Source organism: Pseudoalteromonas sp. PAST1, assembly GCF_021532515.1.
Classification (GTDB): domain Bacteria; phylum Pseudomonadota; class Gammaproteobacteria; order Enterobacterales; family Alteromonadaceae; genus Pseudoalteromonas; species Pseudoalteromonas simplex.
On the sequence record NZ_JAKGBH010000012.1, the window covers coordinates 19,463 to 37,140 of the forward strand.

Annotated in this window: 18 protein-coding genes; 6 read left to right on the plus strand and 12 right to left on the minus strand. The window is 40.8% G+C overall.

Annotated features, from left to right (window positions below; all coding sequences use genetic code 11):
• Position 1 precedes the first annotated feature (1 nt).
• The 10 genes from L1272_RS07800 to dapA form a co-directional block, all read right to left on the minus strand.
• A complete protein-coding gene (locus L1272_RS07800) occupies positions 2-970 on the minus strand; it encodes an LpxL/LpxP family acyltransferase (protein WP_235373139.1) in 969 nt (322 codons plus the stop codon).
• Positions 970-1,707, minus strand: a complete 738-nt coding sequence (locus L1272_RS07805; protein ID WP_235373140.1) for a glycosyltransferase family 2 protein — start codon at positions 1,705-1,707, stop codon at positions 970-972. Before L1272_RS07805 ends, L1272_RS07800 begins: the two co-directional genes overlap by 1 nt.
• A 3-nt stretch (positions 1,708-1,710) precedes the next feature.
• Positions 1,711-2,064, minus strand: a complete 354-nt coding sequence (locus tag L1272_RS07810; RefSeq protein WP_119853021.1) for an ApeI family dehydratase — start codon at positions 2,062-2,064, stop codon at positions 1,711-1,713.
• Positions 2,048-3,406, minus strand: a complete 1,359-nt coding sequence (locus L1272_RS07815) for an AMP-binding protein (protein WP_235373141.1) — start codon at positions 3,404-3,406, stop codon at positions 2,048-2,050. Before L1272_RS07815 ends, L1272_RS07810 begins: the two co-directional genes overlap by 17 nt.
• Positions 3,393-3,848 (minus strand): hypothetical protein, encoded by a 456-nt coding sequence (locus L1272_RS07820; protein WP_235373179.1) that lies wholly within the window; start codon positions 3,846-3,848, stop codon positions 3,393-3,395. The genes L1272_RS07815 and L1272_RS07820 overlap by 14 nt, the downstream gene beginning before the upstream one ends.
• 119 nt (positions 3,849-3,967) lie before the next feature.
• Positions 3,968-4,213 (minus strand): acyl carrier protein, encoded by a 246-nt coding sequence (locus tag L1272_RS07825; protein ID WP_054554554.1) that lies wholly within the window; start codon positions 4,211-4,213, stop codon positions 3,968-3,970.
• Positions 4,214-4,238: 25 nt separating this feature from the next.
• Positions 4,239-4,496 (minus strand): phosphopantetheine-binding protein, encoded by a 258-nt coding sequence (locus L1272_RS07830; protein ID WP_054554555.1) that lies wholly within the window; start codon positions 4,494-4,496, stop codon positions 4,239-4,241.
• Positions 4,493-5,278, minus strand: a complete 786-nt coding sequence (locus tag L1272_RS07835; RefSeq protein WP_235373142.1) for a lysophospholipid acyltransferase family protein — start codon at positions 5,276-5,278, stop codon at positions 4,493-4,495. The genes L1272_RS07830 and L1272_RS07835 overlap by 4 nt, the downstream gene beginning before the upstream one ends.
• Positions 5,268-5,978: a beta-ketoacyl synthase chain length factor gene (locus tag L1272_RS07840; RefSeq protein WP_235373143.1), complete on the minus strand. Its 711-nt coding sequence runs from the start codon at positions 5,976-5,978 to the stop codon at positions 5,268-5,270. The genes L1272_RS07835 and L1272_RS07840 overlap by 11 nt, the downstream gene beginning before the upstream one ends.
• Before the next feature lie 105 nt (positions 5,979-6,083).
• A complete protein-coding gene (gene dapA / locus L1272_RS07845; RefSeq protein ID WP_187490015.1) occupies positions 6,084-6,998 on the minus strand; it encodes a 4-hydroxy-tetrahydrodipicolinate synthase in 915 nt (304 codons plus the stop codon).
• 160 nt (positions 6,999-7,158) lie between these two features.
• Between dapA and L1272_RS07850 the strand changes: the two genes are divergently transcribed.
• Both L1272_RS07850 and L1272_RS07855 read left to right on the plus strand, forming a co-directional pair.
• On the plus strand, positions 7,159-7,812 hold the full coding sequence (locus L1272_RS07850; protein ID WP_138616485.1) for a DUF6058 family natural product biosynthesis protein: 654 nt from the start codon (positions 7,159-7,161) through the stop codon (positions 7,810-7,812).
• A gap of 236 nt (positions 7,813-8,048) precedes the next feature.
• Positions 8,049-11,828: a S8 family serine peptidase gene (locus L1272_RS07855; RefSeq protein ID WP_235373144.1), complete on the plus strand. Its 3,780-nt coding sequence runs from the start codon at positions 8,049-8,051 to the stop codon at positions 11,826-11,828.
• 69 nt (positions 11,829-11,897) lie between these two features.
• Here L1272_RS07855 and L1272_RS07860 read toward each other — a convergent pair whose 3' ends face one another.
• Positions 11,898-12,125, minus strand: coding sequence for a hypothetical protein (locus L1272_RS07860; RefSeq protein WP_220095044.1), 228 nt, complete (start codon positions 12,123-12,125; stop codon positions 11,898-11,900).
• A gap of 249 nt (positions 12,126-12,374) precedes the next feature.
• Here L1272_RS07860 and L1272_RS07865 point away from each other — a divergent pair, with 249 nt between their 5' ends.
• Positions 12,375-12,626, plus strand: coding sequence for a type B 50S ribosomal protein L31 (locus L1272_RS07865; RefSeq protein WP_054554560.1), 252 nt, complete (start codon positions 12,375-12,377; stop codon positions 12,624-12,626).
• Positions 12,627-12,644: 18 nt separating this feature from the next.
• Positions 12,645-12,782: a type B 50S ribosomal protein L36 gene (ykgO, locus tag L1272_RS07870; RefSeq protein WP_054554561.1), complete on the plus strand. Its 138-nt coding sequence runs from the start codon at positions 12,645-12,647 to the stop codon at positions 12,780-12,782.
• Positions 12,783-12,835: 53 nt separating this feature from the next.
• Here ykgO and L1272_RS07875 read toward each other — a convergent pair whose 3' ends face one another.
• Positions 12,836-13,222, minus strand: coding sequence for a cytochrome b562 (locus L1272_RS07875; RefSeq protein ID WP_054554562.1), 387 nt, complete (start codon positions 13,220-13,222; stop codon positions 12,836-12,838).
• A gap of 300 nt (positions 13,223-13,522) precedes the next feature.
• Here L1272_RS07875 and L1272_RS07880 point away from each other — a divergent pair, with 300 nt between their 5' ends.
• Positions 13,523-16,453, plus strand: coding sequence for a TonB-dependent receptor domain-containing protein (locus L1272_RS07880; protein ID WP_235373145.1), 2,931 nt, complete (start codon positions 13,523-13,525; stop codon positions 16,451-16,453).
• Positions 16,454-16,623: 170 nt separating this feature from the next.
• A complete protein-coding gene (locus tag L1272_RS07885; protein ID WP_235373146.1) occupies positions 16,624-17,667 on the plus strand; it encodes an ABC transporter substrate-binding protein in 1,044 nt (347 codons plus the stop codon).
• Positions 17,668-17,678 lie beyond the last annotated feature (11 nt).

A 17,678-nucleotide genomic window follows, 5' to 3' on the forward strand; every position in this document is an offset into this window, starting at 1 on the left:
CTTAGTTCTCCTTGTTTTGACTACGAGACACTTGCTCGTCATTTTGCCAAAAATCATAAAAATTAAACCATTGATACGGATAGGCCGCAGCATAAAAACTGAGCCTTTGCGCATAATCGCTAACAATTTGTTGTAATGTTTGTTGCCTCGTTTTACGGGGTAAAACGAGTTTGTCGGCGTATTTTTCAAAAATCACGCGGTAAAATGTTTCGCCATTGGGCTTTTTATCTTTTAAACAAAACAGATGAAACACCGGGCAATCTAACAGCGCAGCTAAAATAAATGGCCCTTGTGAAAAAGGGGCTGGCTTACCTAAAAAGTCAGCTTCAATCACTCTTCCTGCGGTGGTGGTGCTGGTTCTATCACCGACAATCACCACAATTTCACCCTGCTCGACTTTTTCTTTGAGCATAATTGCCATATCTGGGCCAAGATCGGTTACTTGAATGAGGTTTACTGCAACATCCGGATTGATACTTTTCAGTAATTTATTAAATTCAACAGCATGATGCGTAAACACCAATACATTGATCGTTTTACTGTTTCGGTGTTGGCTAAGGGCTCTACACACCTCTAAATTGCCAAGGTGTGAGCCAATAAAAATAGCCCCTTGCTGTTGCTCATCGAGTTGTTTAAACAGCGCTTCGTTGGTGTAAAGAATATTATGTTGCTGAATTCGTCCAAGCCATGCATCTATTTTGTCAAAGGCGCTGTCAGCAAAGCAGCGAAAATGACGGAAGCTATCGCGCCAAGTAACCGCTTTGTTATTGCCATTCACTTTACGCGCTTGGGTTAAGAATGCATGTGACGCTTGACGGGCAGTTTTGCCTGTTAAAAACAAATAAAACACCACCGGAAACAACACCAACCACAAGCCTTTACGACCAAATACGCGATAGCACACGAGCAATATTTGCATGCCAAAGCGATTGCCACGTTCTTGCATTTTTGACCAGTGCTTTACAGCCATTAGCCAGCCACCTTACGCCAAAGTAGCTTGGGAGAGCGTAGCAACATACCAAAGAATAAACGCGTATGCAGCCACGAAATTCCCACGTTATCGTGTAAAGCTCGAAAATGAGATACGCCATTTTCAGGGTAAATAACCTGGGTTGGCAAAAACGTGACTTTAACACCTTGCCAATAAAGCCTGACTAAAATTTCAATATCAAAGTCCATGCGCTTGCCAAGCGTTTGCTTAGCCATTAATTGCTCAACGGCTGTTAAGGGATAAACCCGAAAACCACACATTGAATCAACAATATCAAAGCTGAGTGTTTCTACCCAAACCCAAAAATGAGTGATGTAACGACTTAAATAACGGTGCTTAGGCACGGAGCTATCATAAATAGGACAACCACTGATCACCTTGTTAGGTGATGCATTACTTAGTTCAATCAACTTACTAATATCTGCTAACGAATGCTGGCCGTCAGCATCAACCTGAATGGCATGGCTAAACCCTTGCTGATAGGCAGCCAGCAAGCCAGTTTGAACTGCCCCACCCTTACCTTGATTTTGAGCATGGCTTATCAAGGTCAAAAAATCGTACTGTGCGTCAAGCTCTGCAAATACTTGCTTGGCATCAGCGTCACTGCCATCATCAACCATGATTATCGGCAGCTGTAGCTCTTTTAGCTCATCGAGTACAGCAGCAATAGCATGGGTGTGATTGTAATTAGGAATAACAATACAAAACTGGTTCATGGCTTAATCACAAAATACAATTCGACCAGACGCATGTTGGCCTTTGTCTGAGTGATAGCTAAACAGGCACTTGCCTTTTGCATTGCGCTCAAGGGTGAGATTTACCGTCATATCGGGGGTTGTTACCACCTGAAACTTTAACACTTCTAAATCTTGTACTAGTTTGCCAAAACCCAAATATTGCTGAGCATATTTTACTGCCCAATCCAGCTGTACTACGCCTGCTAAAATTGGAGCATCAGGAAAGTGGCCGCGAAAATAATCTAAATCAGCCGCAATGGTTAACGCTAAACTCACGCTAGTTTCTGTTTGTGATAAAACGGCCACCTCTGGGGTCACGTTATTCAGGCTTGGCAAAATACTGCTCCAATGTTTTTAAACTTAATTTAGCTTGGCTGTTAAAAGGAAGTGCATCGATATAGCGCCATTTGCGTGGTAAGCAAATACGTTCAAAGCGGTTTGAGAGGTGCGCTTGTAATGTGCGGTTAATTGCCAATTTCCCCTGCTGTTCAAGCTCTTTATTTGCCTCATCACTGAGCACAACCACCGCACCAATTTGCACGCGCTTAGCTGGAATAACCACTACTTTAACTTCTTTTACCCAGTCATGGCTTTGTAGATAACCCTCAAGCTCATCAAGATTTAAACGTTTTTCTTCAATTTTTATCGTTCTGTCTATACGGCCCAACAGTTTAAATTGACCATTTTTATGAACGAGTGCTCTATCGTCTAAAGGGAAATTTGATTGCTCTAAAATCGCAGAATCTAGCATCAAGCGCCCTTCATGATTCAGCGATAAAAAATTACCATTAAACGGCTGCCATGGTACATCAACCGCGGCTTGTGTAACTTGTCGATAAGCAATACCGCCAGTTTCGGTACTACCAAATACTTGGGTAGCTGGGCGAGCTAACTGGTTAAATAAAGTTTCGGCATGCTCATTATTGAGCGGTCCGCCAGAAGAAAATAACCATTTAATTTTGTCACGTTCAGGAATTAACACATTATCAGCACATAAACGACCAAGTTGCGCAGGGCTTGAAACGAGCGCTGCATAACGAATATTTTTTAGCCTTTGCGCAATATGCTCAGGGTACTGAATTTGTTCACTATCAATTATATGGCCTTTCGCCAACGGCCAAAGTAAGCGAAACAATAAACCGTAAATATGCTGATGCGAAACAGTTGCTAAAAACGTAAATTGGCTGGGTAAGTCAAATGACATTGATAATACTGCAAGCTCTCGATTTAATACCCGCCACGGTTTTACTATTGGTTTAGATTGTCCTGATGAGCCTGACGTATAAAATATAACCGCTGTGTTTGTTGGCCATTGTAAACGGTTAGTTTGCAAAGGCGTGTGACCCAGACTGTGTTCAAGGTTGGTAAATAGCACATCATCATCGATATTGGTCGCATCGCCTGCAAAAAAAGCAGACTGAGCAAGCAATAAACTTAAGGTTTCGTGCTGACCATTAGGCGGAAGAATAACATTATGACCACTACAGGCTAAGGCAAATAAGCGCACTGCAAATTGGTAGGTATCGGGGTGGAATAACACCACATGACTGCCAGCTTTAAGCGCCGTAAGCTTACTTTGATAAGCGGCAATATCAGCAAAAAACTGTGTGTGTGTTATTGGCTGCCCTGCAATAACAAATGCAGCATCTGGGTGAAATTTCAGGTTACTCGATACCATTATTTTTAACCTTTTGTCTAACAAACCATTCCACAAGGCCCAAGAGAGCTATCAAAATATAGGCTACTAGTCCGTTGTACAGTGTCCATGTCTGTAACGAAGTAAATAGGCTAGTGTATAACGCAATACTGCCATTAATAATAAAAAACGCGCACCATACTTTAGTAACTTGGCGCGTGTAATTAACCCCTTTTTCATCAAGCTCAGGCTCTTTAATTCGAGCAAAACTCTCAATGACTGTTGGGCCACTTTTCAGCGAATAAGCAAAGGTTATGGCCATTACTGTATTTATAATGACCGGGTAAAGTTTCAAGCCCAGATCATTGTTAAAAAACTCCGTTGTTGCTAAAGCGATAATAGCTAATATTGAGGCTGGCTTTATCCATGGCATAGATGTGAGCAGCTTTTTGCTCAGCAAAAGCCTTAGACCTAACAATACCATCAGTACCAAGCTCACTTGCCTTATTGAGATATGCTGTAATCCAAAATACACAATAAATGGGTATAAAGATAAGCACACTAAAAGCAGTGTTGTGGTTATCGCTTTGAGCATAGTAATGTTTATGAAACGAGTTTTTCTACTTCATTTACAACATCTTGCACAGTACGCACTTGTTTAAATGCATCTGGCTCAATTTTCTTGCCAGTGATTTCGCGTAGTTTTACAACTAAATCAACAGCATCAATGCTATCAAGATCTAGGTCTTGATACAGGTGCGCATCTAGGCTGATATCATCAGCATCAATCTCAAATTCATCTACTAAAATGCCCTGTAAAACGTTGTAAATGTCAGCAGCGGTTTTCATGCTTATTCCTACTTCTAAGTCTGTATTATGATTGGTGTTGGTTAATAAATTCTGCCAGTGCATCTACTGATGCAAAATGGGCTTTTGTTTGTTCTGAGTTTGCGTCAATTTTAACGTTAAACTCTTTTTTAATGGCTAAGCCAAGCTCTAACGCATCGATGCTATCTAGGCCTAAACCATCAACAAACAAAGGTTGGTCATTTTCAATATCATCCACGGTAATATCTTCAAGATCTAAGCTGCTAATGATTAATTGTTTTATTTTGTTCTTTAGTTCAGTCATAGGTGCCTGAGTTCCTCTGAAAAGTAATGTTGCAAATCACGGGTTAATTGTCGTGCTTGCATGGCGGGTTGTTCATTATTAAATGTGTCGTTAAACGTAAATGGGTCAGTGGCAAAGCGCATCTCAAAATGCGCTTTTGTTGCGGCAACGCAATACCATGGTGTGCCTTTGGTCAAAGTGCTGGGTTTCATACTAATCAGCACTGAGGTTATAGGGGCTTTACAACGCGCAGCAATATTTGCCGCACCACGCTTAAATTTTAACTGTTCACCTGGGGTTGTGCGGGTGCCTTCAGGAAAGATAATCAGGTTATTTCCAGCAGCGAGTGATGCTTCACAATCATTCAGTAACTCTTGCGGGTCTTCATTACTAATATAACCTGTGCCTTTAATGACACCGCGCATAAATGGATTTTTAAATAAGTGCGCTTTGACCACGCAATCAGCATTTTTAATCACAGATATCAGCACCACAACATCAATTAATGAGGGGTGATTGGCAAGCACTAGCTGCCCCTTAAGATCATGAAATTTCTGTTTATCTTGCACAGAAAAATGGATAGCACCGGTGTAATGCATTAAAGCAACAAAGAATTTAAAACTATAGTGAACAGTTAAACGGGCTTTCTGCTTACGTTTAAATTCACAAGGTTCCAAAAATCGTTGAATAGGTAAAACTAACAAGGTAAGTAAAATACCGCCAAACCCAAAAACTGCAAAGCAAAAACCAGTTGCTAATACACGCCAAATTTTGTTCAGCTTTTTATATAAATTAGCCACCATGGTACTGTAGCATCCAAGCTGATTGTTGATGTGTCAGCAGCGATTGTGATCCTTTGCTTGCTAAAGCAGCTGCTAACTGTAGACTCAAGGGTAAACACGAGTCACTTTGAGAGTGTTCAGATTCAGGAAGTTGTGTTAATTCAAAATACGGTTTGTCTACCTGAACTTTGGATAATATGAACGACACACTATGAGCAATTTGTTGCTCATCGCTAAATGGTAAGTATTCATCAGGTAATACACTTTCGGCATGGGCAATTAAAATTTGCTGCTCAACACCACTCTGGACACGTGCAAAACCATCAATCATGGCTGAAATAATGCTGTCTTGACCACCTGCTATGGCATTCATCGGGGCTTTGTTTTTTGCAATAATCGAGAACAAGCCTGTTGCAGCATTATGTACACTCAAACCAAATGCGGTCGGAGAAAGCGGTTCTTGTTCAACAAGTGAATGCAATAGCTGCGCTGTTTTAGGTAAGTCTCCATGACGAGATGAAAAATTAACGGCTAACTGGTGATGCTCACCTTGCGCTTGATGCATAGTATGAAGTGCCATTTTCATAAACGGGCTTAGACGGCGGCGCTGCATTGGTGCAACCCAGCTTAAATCAAGGTCAGGGTGATCAAGATGGCTTAATTCTGCAATTTGTTGCTCGGGCGCAACCCATACACACAAATTATTAACAACAAATTTCACAAATATTATTCTTTTAGCGCCAAACGATTGCTAATTTTACCCATAAGGCATAAAAAAGTAAAATAATGGTGCTTAATTGCAGTGAAATTAAGCACCCATTCATCTTTATCGTAAAATAACGTCTTTTTCGTCTAAAAGTTGAGCTTTTTCGCCTACTATATCAGCAACATCAAGTTCGTTAATGTAACCTAAACCGATTTCTTGCTGAGCACTTGTTAGTGGCACATAAGGAAGACGGAACACAGGATTTACCGCGCCTGTCATCATCAGCGCCGTATTAATCGCGATTGGGTTAGGTTCGCAGAATAGCCAGCCCATAAGTGGCTGCAGTTTTGCATTAAGTGCATCATTTTGCTCATCCATTAACTGACGGAATAAGCCTGGAATAATGTTAGATGTAACCGAAATAACACCGTGAGCATTATGAATGTGCCGTGCATCATGTGCTTCATCGTCATTACCAGACCAACAAGCAATACCTTGCTGTTCATAATGAGCAATACGCTCATTGCCACCGCACTCTTTTACACCGATAAAGTTTTCGTGCTTAGCGAGTGGCTCAATGATATCTGGTGTTAAATCTTGGCCTGTACGCCCTGCTACGTTGTAGATAAACGCAGGACCAATATCAAGTAAACGGTTAAAGTGCTCTTTCACACCCGCCAGTGACGTGCGCCCGTAATAAGGGTTGATTTGTAGCGCGGCATCCATACCGGTGGCAAAACCATACTGGGTTGCTTTAATCGCTTCACGCGTGTTGTTGCTACCTGTATTACCAACAATTAATAAACGATCAGAGAATTTGCTAACACTGTGTGCAATTAGCATTAAGTGTTCTTCCCAATTCATTAATTGGCCTTCACCTGTGGTACCACCGACGATGATGCCATCAACACCAGCTGCAATTTGCTGCTCAACAAGGTCGTCATAACATGCAAGATCAATGTCACCATTGGTTAAATACGGTGTTTTTATAGCGGTGATCAAACTTGCTTGTTTAATTGTTTCTAGGTTGCGCATAACTTTTTTAATGTTTGGAAAATTTGCGCTAGTTGTATCATAAACACAGGCATTTTCCGAGTAATGAGCTGCAATAAATAAAAATACTTGAGAAAAAATCAAAGTTAAGCCAAAATCAAACACTGTATAAATTAACAGTATTTATTGTGAGTATTTGATAATGCAACTTTCTAAATTTTTGGCAACCTACTTTTATACTACCGAAGAGCTGTGCCATACCCTCTCAATTGATGAGGAAACGCTATCGGCATGGCAACAAAGTAGTTTATTTCCAAAACCGAGTTACTGTTTGCAGAGTCAATTAGAATGCAGTTCGTATTCTGGCATTTATCAATGCGAAGAATATCAAGACTATTACCCTCGTGGCGCCGCTAGTTGGGGGCAATTAATTATCAAACATGACATAACCTCATCCTGCCAAGCGTTTAATTATTTTGCTCAGCAATATTCGAATCAACTTAGTAAGCTTGCCGAGCAAGGCTTTGCTATCAATGAAGAATTATTTGGCAGTGAAATTGACGAGCACTTACAGCAAGTTTGGCAACAGTTTTTATGCAGTAAATACGGTGTGCTCACACAAAATGGCTTAGTTGAAGAAGCCGTTCAGCTAGATGTGGCCAAGTTATTGATTGATGATATTACTGAAATGCGCACTAAAACAGGTTTAAACATGGATGAACGTCAAAGCTTGCATAAGGCACTAAAACTAATAAATCGCGCGTTAAGCCATGGTACGGGCAACGAAGGTAAAAATACCTTACGCCATCGTTATATTGATGACGTAGTGGCAAAATACGATCTATCGGTAAAATAACCTCTCATTTTTGCGCTTAAAATGAAGCGAAACTGAATGACCGCACAAAGTTGCAACTATGTTTATTTTGTTGTAAATAGGTTAATACAATTTGCTACTTTTGTTTTGTAGGTTTTCATCTGCTTGATCGATAGATTGGTCTGGTCGAGTTATTGCTCTTGTCATATTTGTTATTTTGACACCTAGCAATAACTTCTTTCTTCCAAACTAATTACATCAAAATACAGGATGAAAAAATGAAACCTTTTCCAAGGCTTGGTTGCTTAAAGGCGACCTACTTAGCCATGCTCGGCTTATCGATTGCCCAACCAGCAACCGCAGAAGAATCATTTGTTACACAACAAAGTAAAGCTGATGCCCTTACATTCACTTTGATCACTGGGGACAAAGTATCGGCTGTTGTCAATAAAGACGGCAAGCTAGGCGGCATTCGATTAGTGAATGCAGATGGTTCAGATACGTTCACCAGTATCTTTAAACATGGTAACAACACCTATGTTGTTCCAAACCATGCTCAAGCCTTAGTTGATTCAAATACGATTGATTTAGAGCTATTTAATATTAATAAGTTATATGAATCGGGTTACGATGATGCATCAACAGACGCCCTCCCAGTCATTGTTGAATACCGCGACGGCACCCTTGCAGGACCTGCAGTCCCAGCAACGCTTGCTGGTATGTCATTAACCGGTGAAATTGAGCTAATCGATAGCGCCGCATTTGCAATCAGCAAAGACAAAGCGGCGCAAACTTGGCAAACCTTGGTTGCACAAGCTGACGTTGAAGGTATTTGGCTTGATGCTGTCGTTCATGCTCACAAGGTCACACAGTCAGAGACACTCACTCCAACAGTCCCGCTTACCGGCGCATATGGTGAGTCAGCGATTAACTATAATGGCGCAGGTATTAAAGTTGCCGTACTCGATTCAGGATACGACATTGAGCACCCTGATTTACAAGGGCGAGTAATAGCATCACGAGACTTTACTTACTCAAGCAACGGTGTAGATGATTTAAATGGTCATGGTACTCATACAGCCTCAACCGTTGCAGGCAATGGCCATGAGTCAGAAGGTAAATGGGTCGGTGTGGCGCCTGCTGCCGATTTAATAATCGGTAAAGTACTTGGCAATACAGGAGGAGGATCAACTTACGGTATTTTAAATGGCATGCAATGGGCGGTGCTTTCAGAGCACGCTGACATTGTAAATATGTCGTTGGGTGGTACGGCAACAACCTGTAGTGGCCCACTGGTTGAGATGGTTGAAGCGCTGAGCGATAAGGCCTTATTTGTTATCTCTGCGGGCAATAGCTTTACCCGTGAAACGATTGGTTCACCGGGCTGCGCGCCAAGTGCACTAACCGTAGGTGCAATTGACCGTGATGGCAATACGGCGTCGTTCTCTTCACGCGGTCCATCGCCAGATGGCCATTCAGCAAAACCGGATATTGCCTCGCAAGGTGTATCTGTTGTTGCCGCGGCTTCTGGTGGCTTAGGTGATACGGCTTACCGCGTCTATTCAGGTACTTCGATGGCAGCCCCTCATGTTGCCGGTGGTGCTGCAATTGTTATGCAAGCCCGCCAAGACCTTACGCCAAAAGAAATTAAAGACGTGCTTACATCATCTGTATTTAGTGGTAACTCTCACGTACTTGAGCAAGGTGCCGGTGCTATGAATATCAACCGTGCCATTGACCAAGCTATTGTAGCCCCTGCAAACCGTGAACTTGGCTACTTTGATAGCGCTACTAATAATGAATTTACCGAAACACAGATCACGCTGACAAATACGTCTGATGAGAGTATTAAATTAAAATTGAAATTAGACTTAATTGGCGAAGATGGCAAAACACAATTGCCAGCGACTCTGGCAGGATTAGATATTAAATCTGTGACAATCCCAGCCAAAGGTGTTGCTCAAGTTCCTATGTGGATTGACCCAAGTGTGGCACTTAATAACAGTGCTTATGGTGCAATTACAGGTCGTATCACAGGCACAACCGTTGGCAATACCGACCAACAAGTGACTGTACCAGTGTCGTTTTGGATTGACCAGCCTCACGTTAATTTAACGGTAAACCTGACTGATCGCTGGGGTAATCAAGCAGGCTCTCCATCTAAGCTTTACTTAATTAATGAAGAAGATGATTGGGGCAGTCTTGTTAGGCTCACTGGCGGTAAAGCCAATATCGATATACCTGCTGGTTACTATACGTTGATTGCTAACATTATGACTTACGATAACCCGCAAACCAGCTCTGGTTTAGTTGAATCAGCGGCACAAATGGCTGTATTAAATCGTAAGATTGATGGCAAAACAGAGATTAACTTTGATGCACGTAACGCTCAGCCTGTTACCTTTAAAGCTGACCTGCCTCTTGATCCACAAGGTTATTCATTTGGCTTTACTTACGCGATTGACGATCAAGAAGTTGCGAAGCTTGCAGCTATCGAAATGGCACCTGATTACGTAAATGATATGTATGCATGGTCACAAGGTCATGACGACCGTTTTCGTTCATTTATCACCACCCGCGCGGTAGCTCCAGAAACAACCGTCACTATGCAAAACGGGGTTGAACTTGATTACATCAAACAAGGTTTAGCACTGTCTTTTCATGGTGAAGGCTCTGCAGAAGTAGTACCTGTAGGTGATGCAGGCTACAGCACTGATTGGAGCCAATTTGAGTTAGACGGAAAAATTGCGCTTATTGCTAACCCTAATTACCTCACGTCGTACATGGTCGGTAACGCGATGAAACATGGCGCCAGTGGCGTGATTTTTTATCGCCCTGATCGTGGTGGCCGATATAAAGGCGCGATCACAGGCACACCAAAAGTCCCCGTGATTGGTATTAGTACCGAACAAGGTGAAGCCTTAATGGCAGAAATAGAGGCTGGCAACAATATTGTTAGCTGGTCTGGTATTGCGGCTGAACGCTCACCTTATGCTTATTCAATAAACCATATTGTTGATGGCCGAATTCAATCTGGGCAAATCAATATTGCTGAACATAAAATGCATAAAATAAGTGCGTCTTATCACTCGCAAAATGATGAGCGCCCGGCATGGACTGATGTTATGGCAATGACCAACAGTACAGGGGAGTTCTACTCAACAGGTAGCTCACAGTTAATTATGTTACCTCATCAGCGTGATGAATATTACACAGCAAGTACAAAAAATGCATGGACGAATGTCGTTATGCCAAACTATCAAATTCAAAGCGCAGGCGCTTATTTTGATGGTCCACGCGCTATGACTGAAGGTGCTGAGCAAAGTACCACTTGGTTTAAAGGTCCACGTGCTGGTAGCTTAGGCAGCAGTGGCTCGGCGATTATTAGCCGCGATACCAATGTCCTTTACTTTAACCTTGCTTCGTTTGGCGATGCCGCAAACCATGATGGTATTTTTGGCTTTATGGGTAGCTCAGCCTTTGGTTTAAAAGTAAATGGTGAGCCAGCATCTCCGTATCAAGGTACGTTAACACTTGAGCCGGGCTCTCATCAAATTACCTTAGAAATGCGTTCTTATGCCCGTGGTGTTGGTGAGCGCTCTCCAATAAATGATAAGCTAGGTTCTCTTTACCAAGGTTTCTATACATTTACCGCTGACGAGCAGCAACAAGGTGTTCAGCCAATTTTAGTGCCTATGGTTGATTTACCGGTTGATATTAACAACAGCATGAAAGCAGATGAAGCCGCTCAAGTTAAGTTAACGGGTTTACTAGACGGTGTAGGTGAAGTGGCGCTGGCAGATGTACAGTTACAATATGCATACGGCCAAGAATGTACGATTGCTAACGTGCCTGCTTATATCTATTGCCCTGTATCAACGAAGTTCTCAAGCGAAAACTGGTTAGATGCACAAGTTGAACACATTGACGGTGAATGGGTAGCTACGATCCCTAATACTGGAAACGTCGGTGACTTTGTCCATATTCGAACAATTGTTTCAGATTATGGTTCAAGCCAAGCAGAGCAAATTACCATGCGAGCTTACATGTTAGATTAATTAGTTAGCGCTAATCAGCAAAGCCGCCTTCGGGTGGCTTTTTTCATGTAAAAACAACATGATCAAGTATTAAGAATCTAAATGCTCGTACTGACCTCGATACACTTCAAAAGTCTTCACAACAGTGTGTTGCTCTTTACTTAGATTATCAAACCAGGTATCGAAACGCTCATCATCATCTTGTTCACTTAACGCTAAATACTGGGCCAATAATTCAATAATATCGTTGTGAGTACACGACAAGGTGTCTACATGATTAGCTAAAACAGAATGGTCTTTATCGCGAAGCGTGTTCATTACATTTTGATCTAGTTCTTCACGGCTAGTTTTATCATTCACTTCCATATCCCTCTTAAAAATAAGCACGCATTCCTAGTTATAACAGCCTTATCGACAATATCCAGCTTTTTAAATCTAACTGCTTATTGATTGTTCAGCTTGTACAAATTTAAGACAACACGATATAAATAAGAATCATTTTTATCTTGATCTAAATAATCAACCACCCTATAATTGCTACATTATCACATAACAAATAGATGCATTATGAAGCCAAATATCCATCCTGATTACCAGCAAGTCGCTTTTCATGATACAGCGGCAGACAGCTACTTTATTATTGGTTCGACCATCAAAACTACACGTACGATCGAACTTAAAGGCAAAACTTATCCTTATGTACCAATTGACGTATCAAGCGATTCGCACCCGTTCTATACCGGTAAACAAAAAGCCGTTGCGAGCGATGGCCGTGTTGCAGCGTTTAATCGTCGTTTCAAAAACTTGGCGAGCAAATAGTTGCTATAAGGAAAGAACATGAAAGTATTAAGTTCATTAAAAAGCGCGAAGAACCGCCCGGGCTGCCAAATCGTAAAACGTAAAGGTCGTGTCTATGTTATTAATAAAGACAACCCGCGTTTTAAAGCAGTTCAAGGTAAAAAGAAAAAGCGTTAAAAAAGGTGCCCCGGCACCTTTTTTTTGAATTAAAGTAAATCTAACTCAATAGCTTAGTTGCCAAATAACAACTCCCAAAAGCCTGGCGGCTCATGGAGCTCATGGTATTTTTTACGTAACTCATCAATAGATTTAAGCGGTGCTTTTGCAGCTTCAAGGCCACGAGTCGTTGCAAGTTGCTTCGCTTGTTTTGCTTGATTTATGACTTTATCAAGCCCTTCTAGAGACGCTGTTTTATGCTGTTTAAAATCAGCTGTTTTAGCTGTCTCTAACAACACAATAAACTCATCAATAGCAGCATTAAAGGTAGCTAAATCAGTAGCCCGTACGGAGTTTTTATAAGCAAGCCCCATATTTTTCATATTGGCCTCAAGATCAATATCAGAGGCTACACTCACACTCGAAAAAACGATTAAAATACTAATAATAATGGCTTTCATAAAATCCCAATTCAAAAAGATATTGATGTATTTTAAACCCAAAAATAAAGCCCATCCACCTTGTATTGATTAACTAACGTAAAAATAAAATAAGGATTTTTAAGCAACATCTTTTCAGATGGTAGTGAAACAAGAAAGCAACCGTTAATAACCACATTTCAAAAAGAAGCTACGTACAAATTGCTACATAGATTTAATTTGAATCAAAGATCGCCAATGTTAGATTCCATTAGTTAATTGTGTGTAAACAAACATTTAACAAAAAACCTTTAGGTAAAATAAAAACAACAGGTGTTATTAATGAGAAATAATAGTTTATTAACTGCAAGTATAAAATTCGCACTTTATTCTTCAATACTTTCTGTTTCTGGGTATTCACTTTCCGCAGAAAAAGAAGGTGCTGAAGCTATCGAAAAAGTACAAGTGATCGGTTCTCGTATTCGAACGGACAGTTTCGCAAGTGAAACCCCTATAGATATAATTACGGTAGAAGATGCTAAAAATGAAGGTATTAAAACGCTAGCTGATTTACTTAGAACAAGTACTGCCGCTGCAGGTTCAAATCAAATCACCTCAGCAATGAGTGTAGGTTATGTTACTGCAGGTGGTAAAGGCACTGAAACTGCATCATTACGAGGCTTAGGGGCATCACGGACCTTAATTCTTCTAAATGGTCGTAGAGCTGGCCCTGCGGGTACTCGTGGGCAAGTTTCTGCTTTTGATCTTAATACTATTCCACTATCTACAATTGAACGTGTAGAAATCCTTAAAGATGGTGCATCTTCATTATACGGTTCAGATGCGATTGCAGGTGTTATCAATATCATTACTAAGAAAGGTGACGATAAATCTGTAAATATTGATATTAGCCAACCATTTGAATCGGGTGGTGAAGAACAACGCTTCAATGTTAGCTATGGTGAAGAATTCAACAAAGGTTCTTTTCGTGTAACAGCCGATTATAAAATTTCAAAAGAGCTTAAACGCGGTGATAGAGACTTTCTAAATTGTACCGAGCGACTTTTATATAATGAGGATGGCACTCAAGCTGATCCAATTGATCCTAGAACGGGTAAAGCTAACTGTAATGAAACTGGGTATGGCCTTTGGGTATATGGTGCGGGTGCATCAAACATTGTGGGTAGTGGACCAAACTTAGCATATGATTATGATGGTTTTTTTGGTGCGAATGGCTTTGATAATTATAATACTACAGCTTCTCAGCCCGGTGATTTAACTACGCCAGATGGTTGGTATCCTGTTTCTTATGACAAAGAAAGTGATGGCTGGTGGAATCTACAACATCCATTTTTAGATAATGAAAGTATGCGTCCAGAAACGGAAGTGTGGTCTGTATTTGCCCAAGGTGATTATGCAATTACTGATGATATGAAATTATACGGCGAATTAATCCATAGCTCACGAACGACTACAATGAGTAGTTATAGACAGTTTTGGATTGGTGATATAGGCCCTCAAGCTGCAGACCTATTTGATGGTTTCTCTGGAGACGCATTTTTAATGCCTGTTGCTTTATCTGATCACTACGGTTCTGAGACAACTGTTGATTACACGCGTGCTGTAGTTGGTCTAGAAGGTAGCCTAGGGGATTGGTTGTGGGATGTATCTTACCAAAATAGTTACAATGATGGTGAATATCAGCAACAAATCTTTTTAAGAGATTCGCTTGTAATGTCACAGCTAAATTTAGCGAATGATGTTCAATGTAATGGTGAAGTAACTGAGATTTCAAAAAGAACCTGTGTGGATATCCCTTGGACAGATCCGAGCTTCTTAGCAGGAAACCCATCTCAAGAGGTTAGAAATTTTATCTTTGGTGAAGATATCGGTAATACTATTTATAAGCAACAAACTTTAGATGCTTACATTACTGGTGACTTATTTGAGCTACCTGCAGGAACAGTTGGATCTGCATTTGGTCTTTCAATACAAAAGGATGAAATCAAAGACACACCTGGAAAACATACATTAGAGGGCAACTCTTGGGGCCTTACAGGTGCAGGCATCACTGCAGGTTCACAAGTCACTAGAGCAGTATACGGTGAAGTTAAAATACCTGTTGTAAAAGAGCTATTCTTAATGAACTCACTTGATTTATCAGCATCATTTCGTTGGACAGACGTAAATACTTATGGGAACGATACGACATATAAATTAGGACTAAATTGGGAAGTAGCTGAAGGCTTTAATATTCGAGCAAACCGAGGCAGTTCTTTCCGTTCGCCAGCATTATATGAACTATATTTAGCGAACCAATCTGGTTTTGGTGGCCAGTTAGCAGTCGATCCTTGTTTAAATTGGTCTGAAGAGTTTGCCGCAGGCAATATTACTCAAACAGTTGCTAATAACTGTCAAGCAGATGGTATTCCAGCTGATTATGCTTTAGGCGGTAGCTCTGCAACTATTTATACAAGTGGTGGTGAAGGACGATTAAAAGCTGAAACTGCGGTCACAGAAACTATTGGTTTTGTATGGAGAAGTCCAGAAGACACCTATGCTCTTTCAATCGATTATTACAACATTTCGATTGATGATGAAGTAACTAGCTTAAGTGGTGGTGATATTACGTCTCAATGTTATGAATCTAAAGATTTTGCAAATGAGCCGTTGTGTGACCTTTTCACTCGCCGAGATGGTTCTAACAACGACTACGGTATTGATGAAATCTATAGTGGCTATGTAAATGTTGCGAGCCAAAATGCTCGTGGTGTCGATTATAACTTCACATACCAAGACATGTTTGACTTTGGCTCAATTCGATTCCGATTAGAACACACAATGCAAATTGAGCGTACTTATCAGTTATTCGAAAATAGTGAGCTAAACAATGAAGTTGGCGAGATGGGTGAACCTAAGCATGTTGGTAACGCATCACTAACTTATAGCTGGGATGATTACAGCCTGACATGGACTGCGAATTACTTCGACTCTACAAACGATTACGAATATAACAATGATTCAAATTTGACAACATACCGTGGAGAAGAAGTTCGTTTCGTTGGTGAAACTAGATGGACAACGTACCACACGCTTTCAGGTTCTACTAACTTCTCAGATGGTTGGAGTGCAACGATAGGTGTTGCAAACTTATTTGATAAAGAGCCTCCTCGCTTATCAAGCACAGAGTTCCAAGTAGGTAATGCCGCATTGTATTCTCAATACGACACTATAGGACGCCGCGTATTCGCAAATGTTACTTACGAATTTTAAATAACGATTTTATTTTAAAAAGTAACAATATACAAATTTGATTCTCTTGGGGCTGTACATTCGTGCAGCCCTTTTTTGTATGAGCCCTCAAAGCCTACTCCAATCATTTACTTCAAAGCAAACGATTCGCGCTATACTTAACCATACCAACCTTTTAACCTAATCAGATTATGCCAAGAACAGTATTTTTCATTATTTGCCTATTTTACTTACCAAGTGTTTTTGCCAAACAAAGTATTATTTTTATAAACCCTGGCTATGAAAATACGAATGTCACAGGCCCATTTTGGTTTGAAGTGTCTCAGTTGATGCGTGATGCTGCCAAAGACTTTGATCTCGATTTAACGATTCATTATGCCAATCGAAATCATATTGAAATGAAGTCATTAGTAGCTAAGGCGATTAAAGCAAAGCCTGATATGCTGATTTTAGTTGACGAAAAAAGCGTGCTCACCCAACAACTTTTAAGCTTAAATAGCACCTCTACACCTATTTATTTTCTACTTAACCGCCCATCAGAATTAGAACTAAAACGTTTGATTGATCATGGCATTAAAATCGCAGGTAGTGTGGAACCCGACAACAAACAAGCAGGGCAATTACTCGCAGATAAACTGATTGAAAAAGCTCAGTACGCGGCCAATTTTCTCGTTATAAATGGTGATTACACCACCCATGCAGCACTTGATAGAGAAGAAGGTTTAAATCAAAGTGTTCAAACGCATGAGAATGCTAATATCACCGCAAAAACGGTTGCCAACTGGTCAGCAACACAAGCGTATCGCCATAGTCTTGGCTACTTTAGCCATCAATCAAACATGAATATTGTCTGGGCAGCCAACGATGCTATGGCATTAGGAGCAATTACTGCGCTTGATGAGTTAAACAAACGCAAAGATGTATTAGTTGGAGCAATAAATTGGCCGCTCAGAGCCGTAGCAGAGAAGATAGACGTCACTATCGGCGGCCATGTTACGTTGGGGGCGTTTGCTTTGGTAAATATTTATGATTTATTGAATAAACACGAAACCGCACCTATGCATCATGAAGTGGCAATTTTCAGCCAACATAACGAACAAACACTCAAGCTTGTTGAACAAATTCACAGTGATAACTTAGCAATTAACTTTCGCGTTTTCAGTAAATCAAATGAAAATCCCCTTCCCTTCAGTGTTGAATCACTTCTGTTAGAAGCAACCAGAAGCGCACTGTAAAGGGCGTTTAC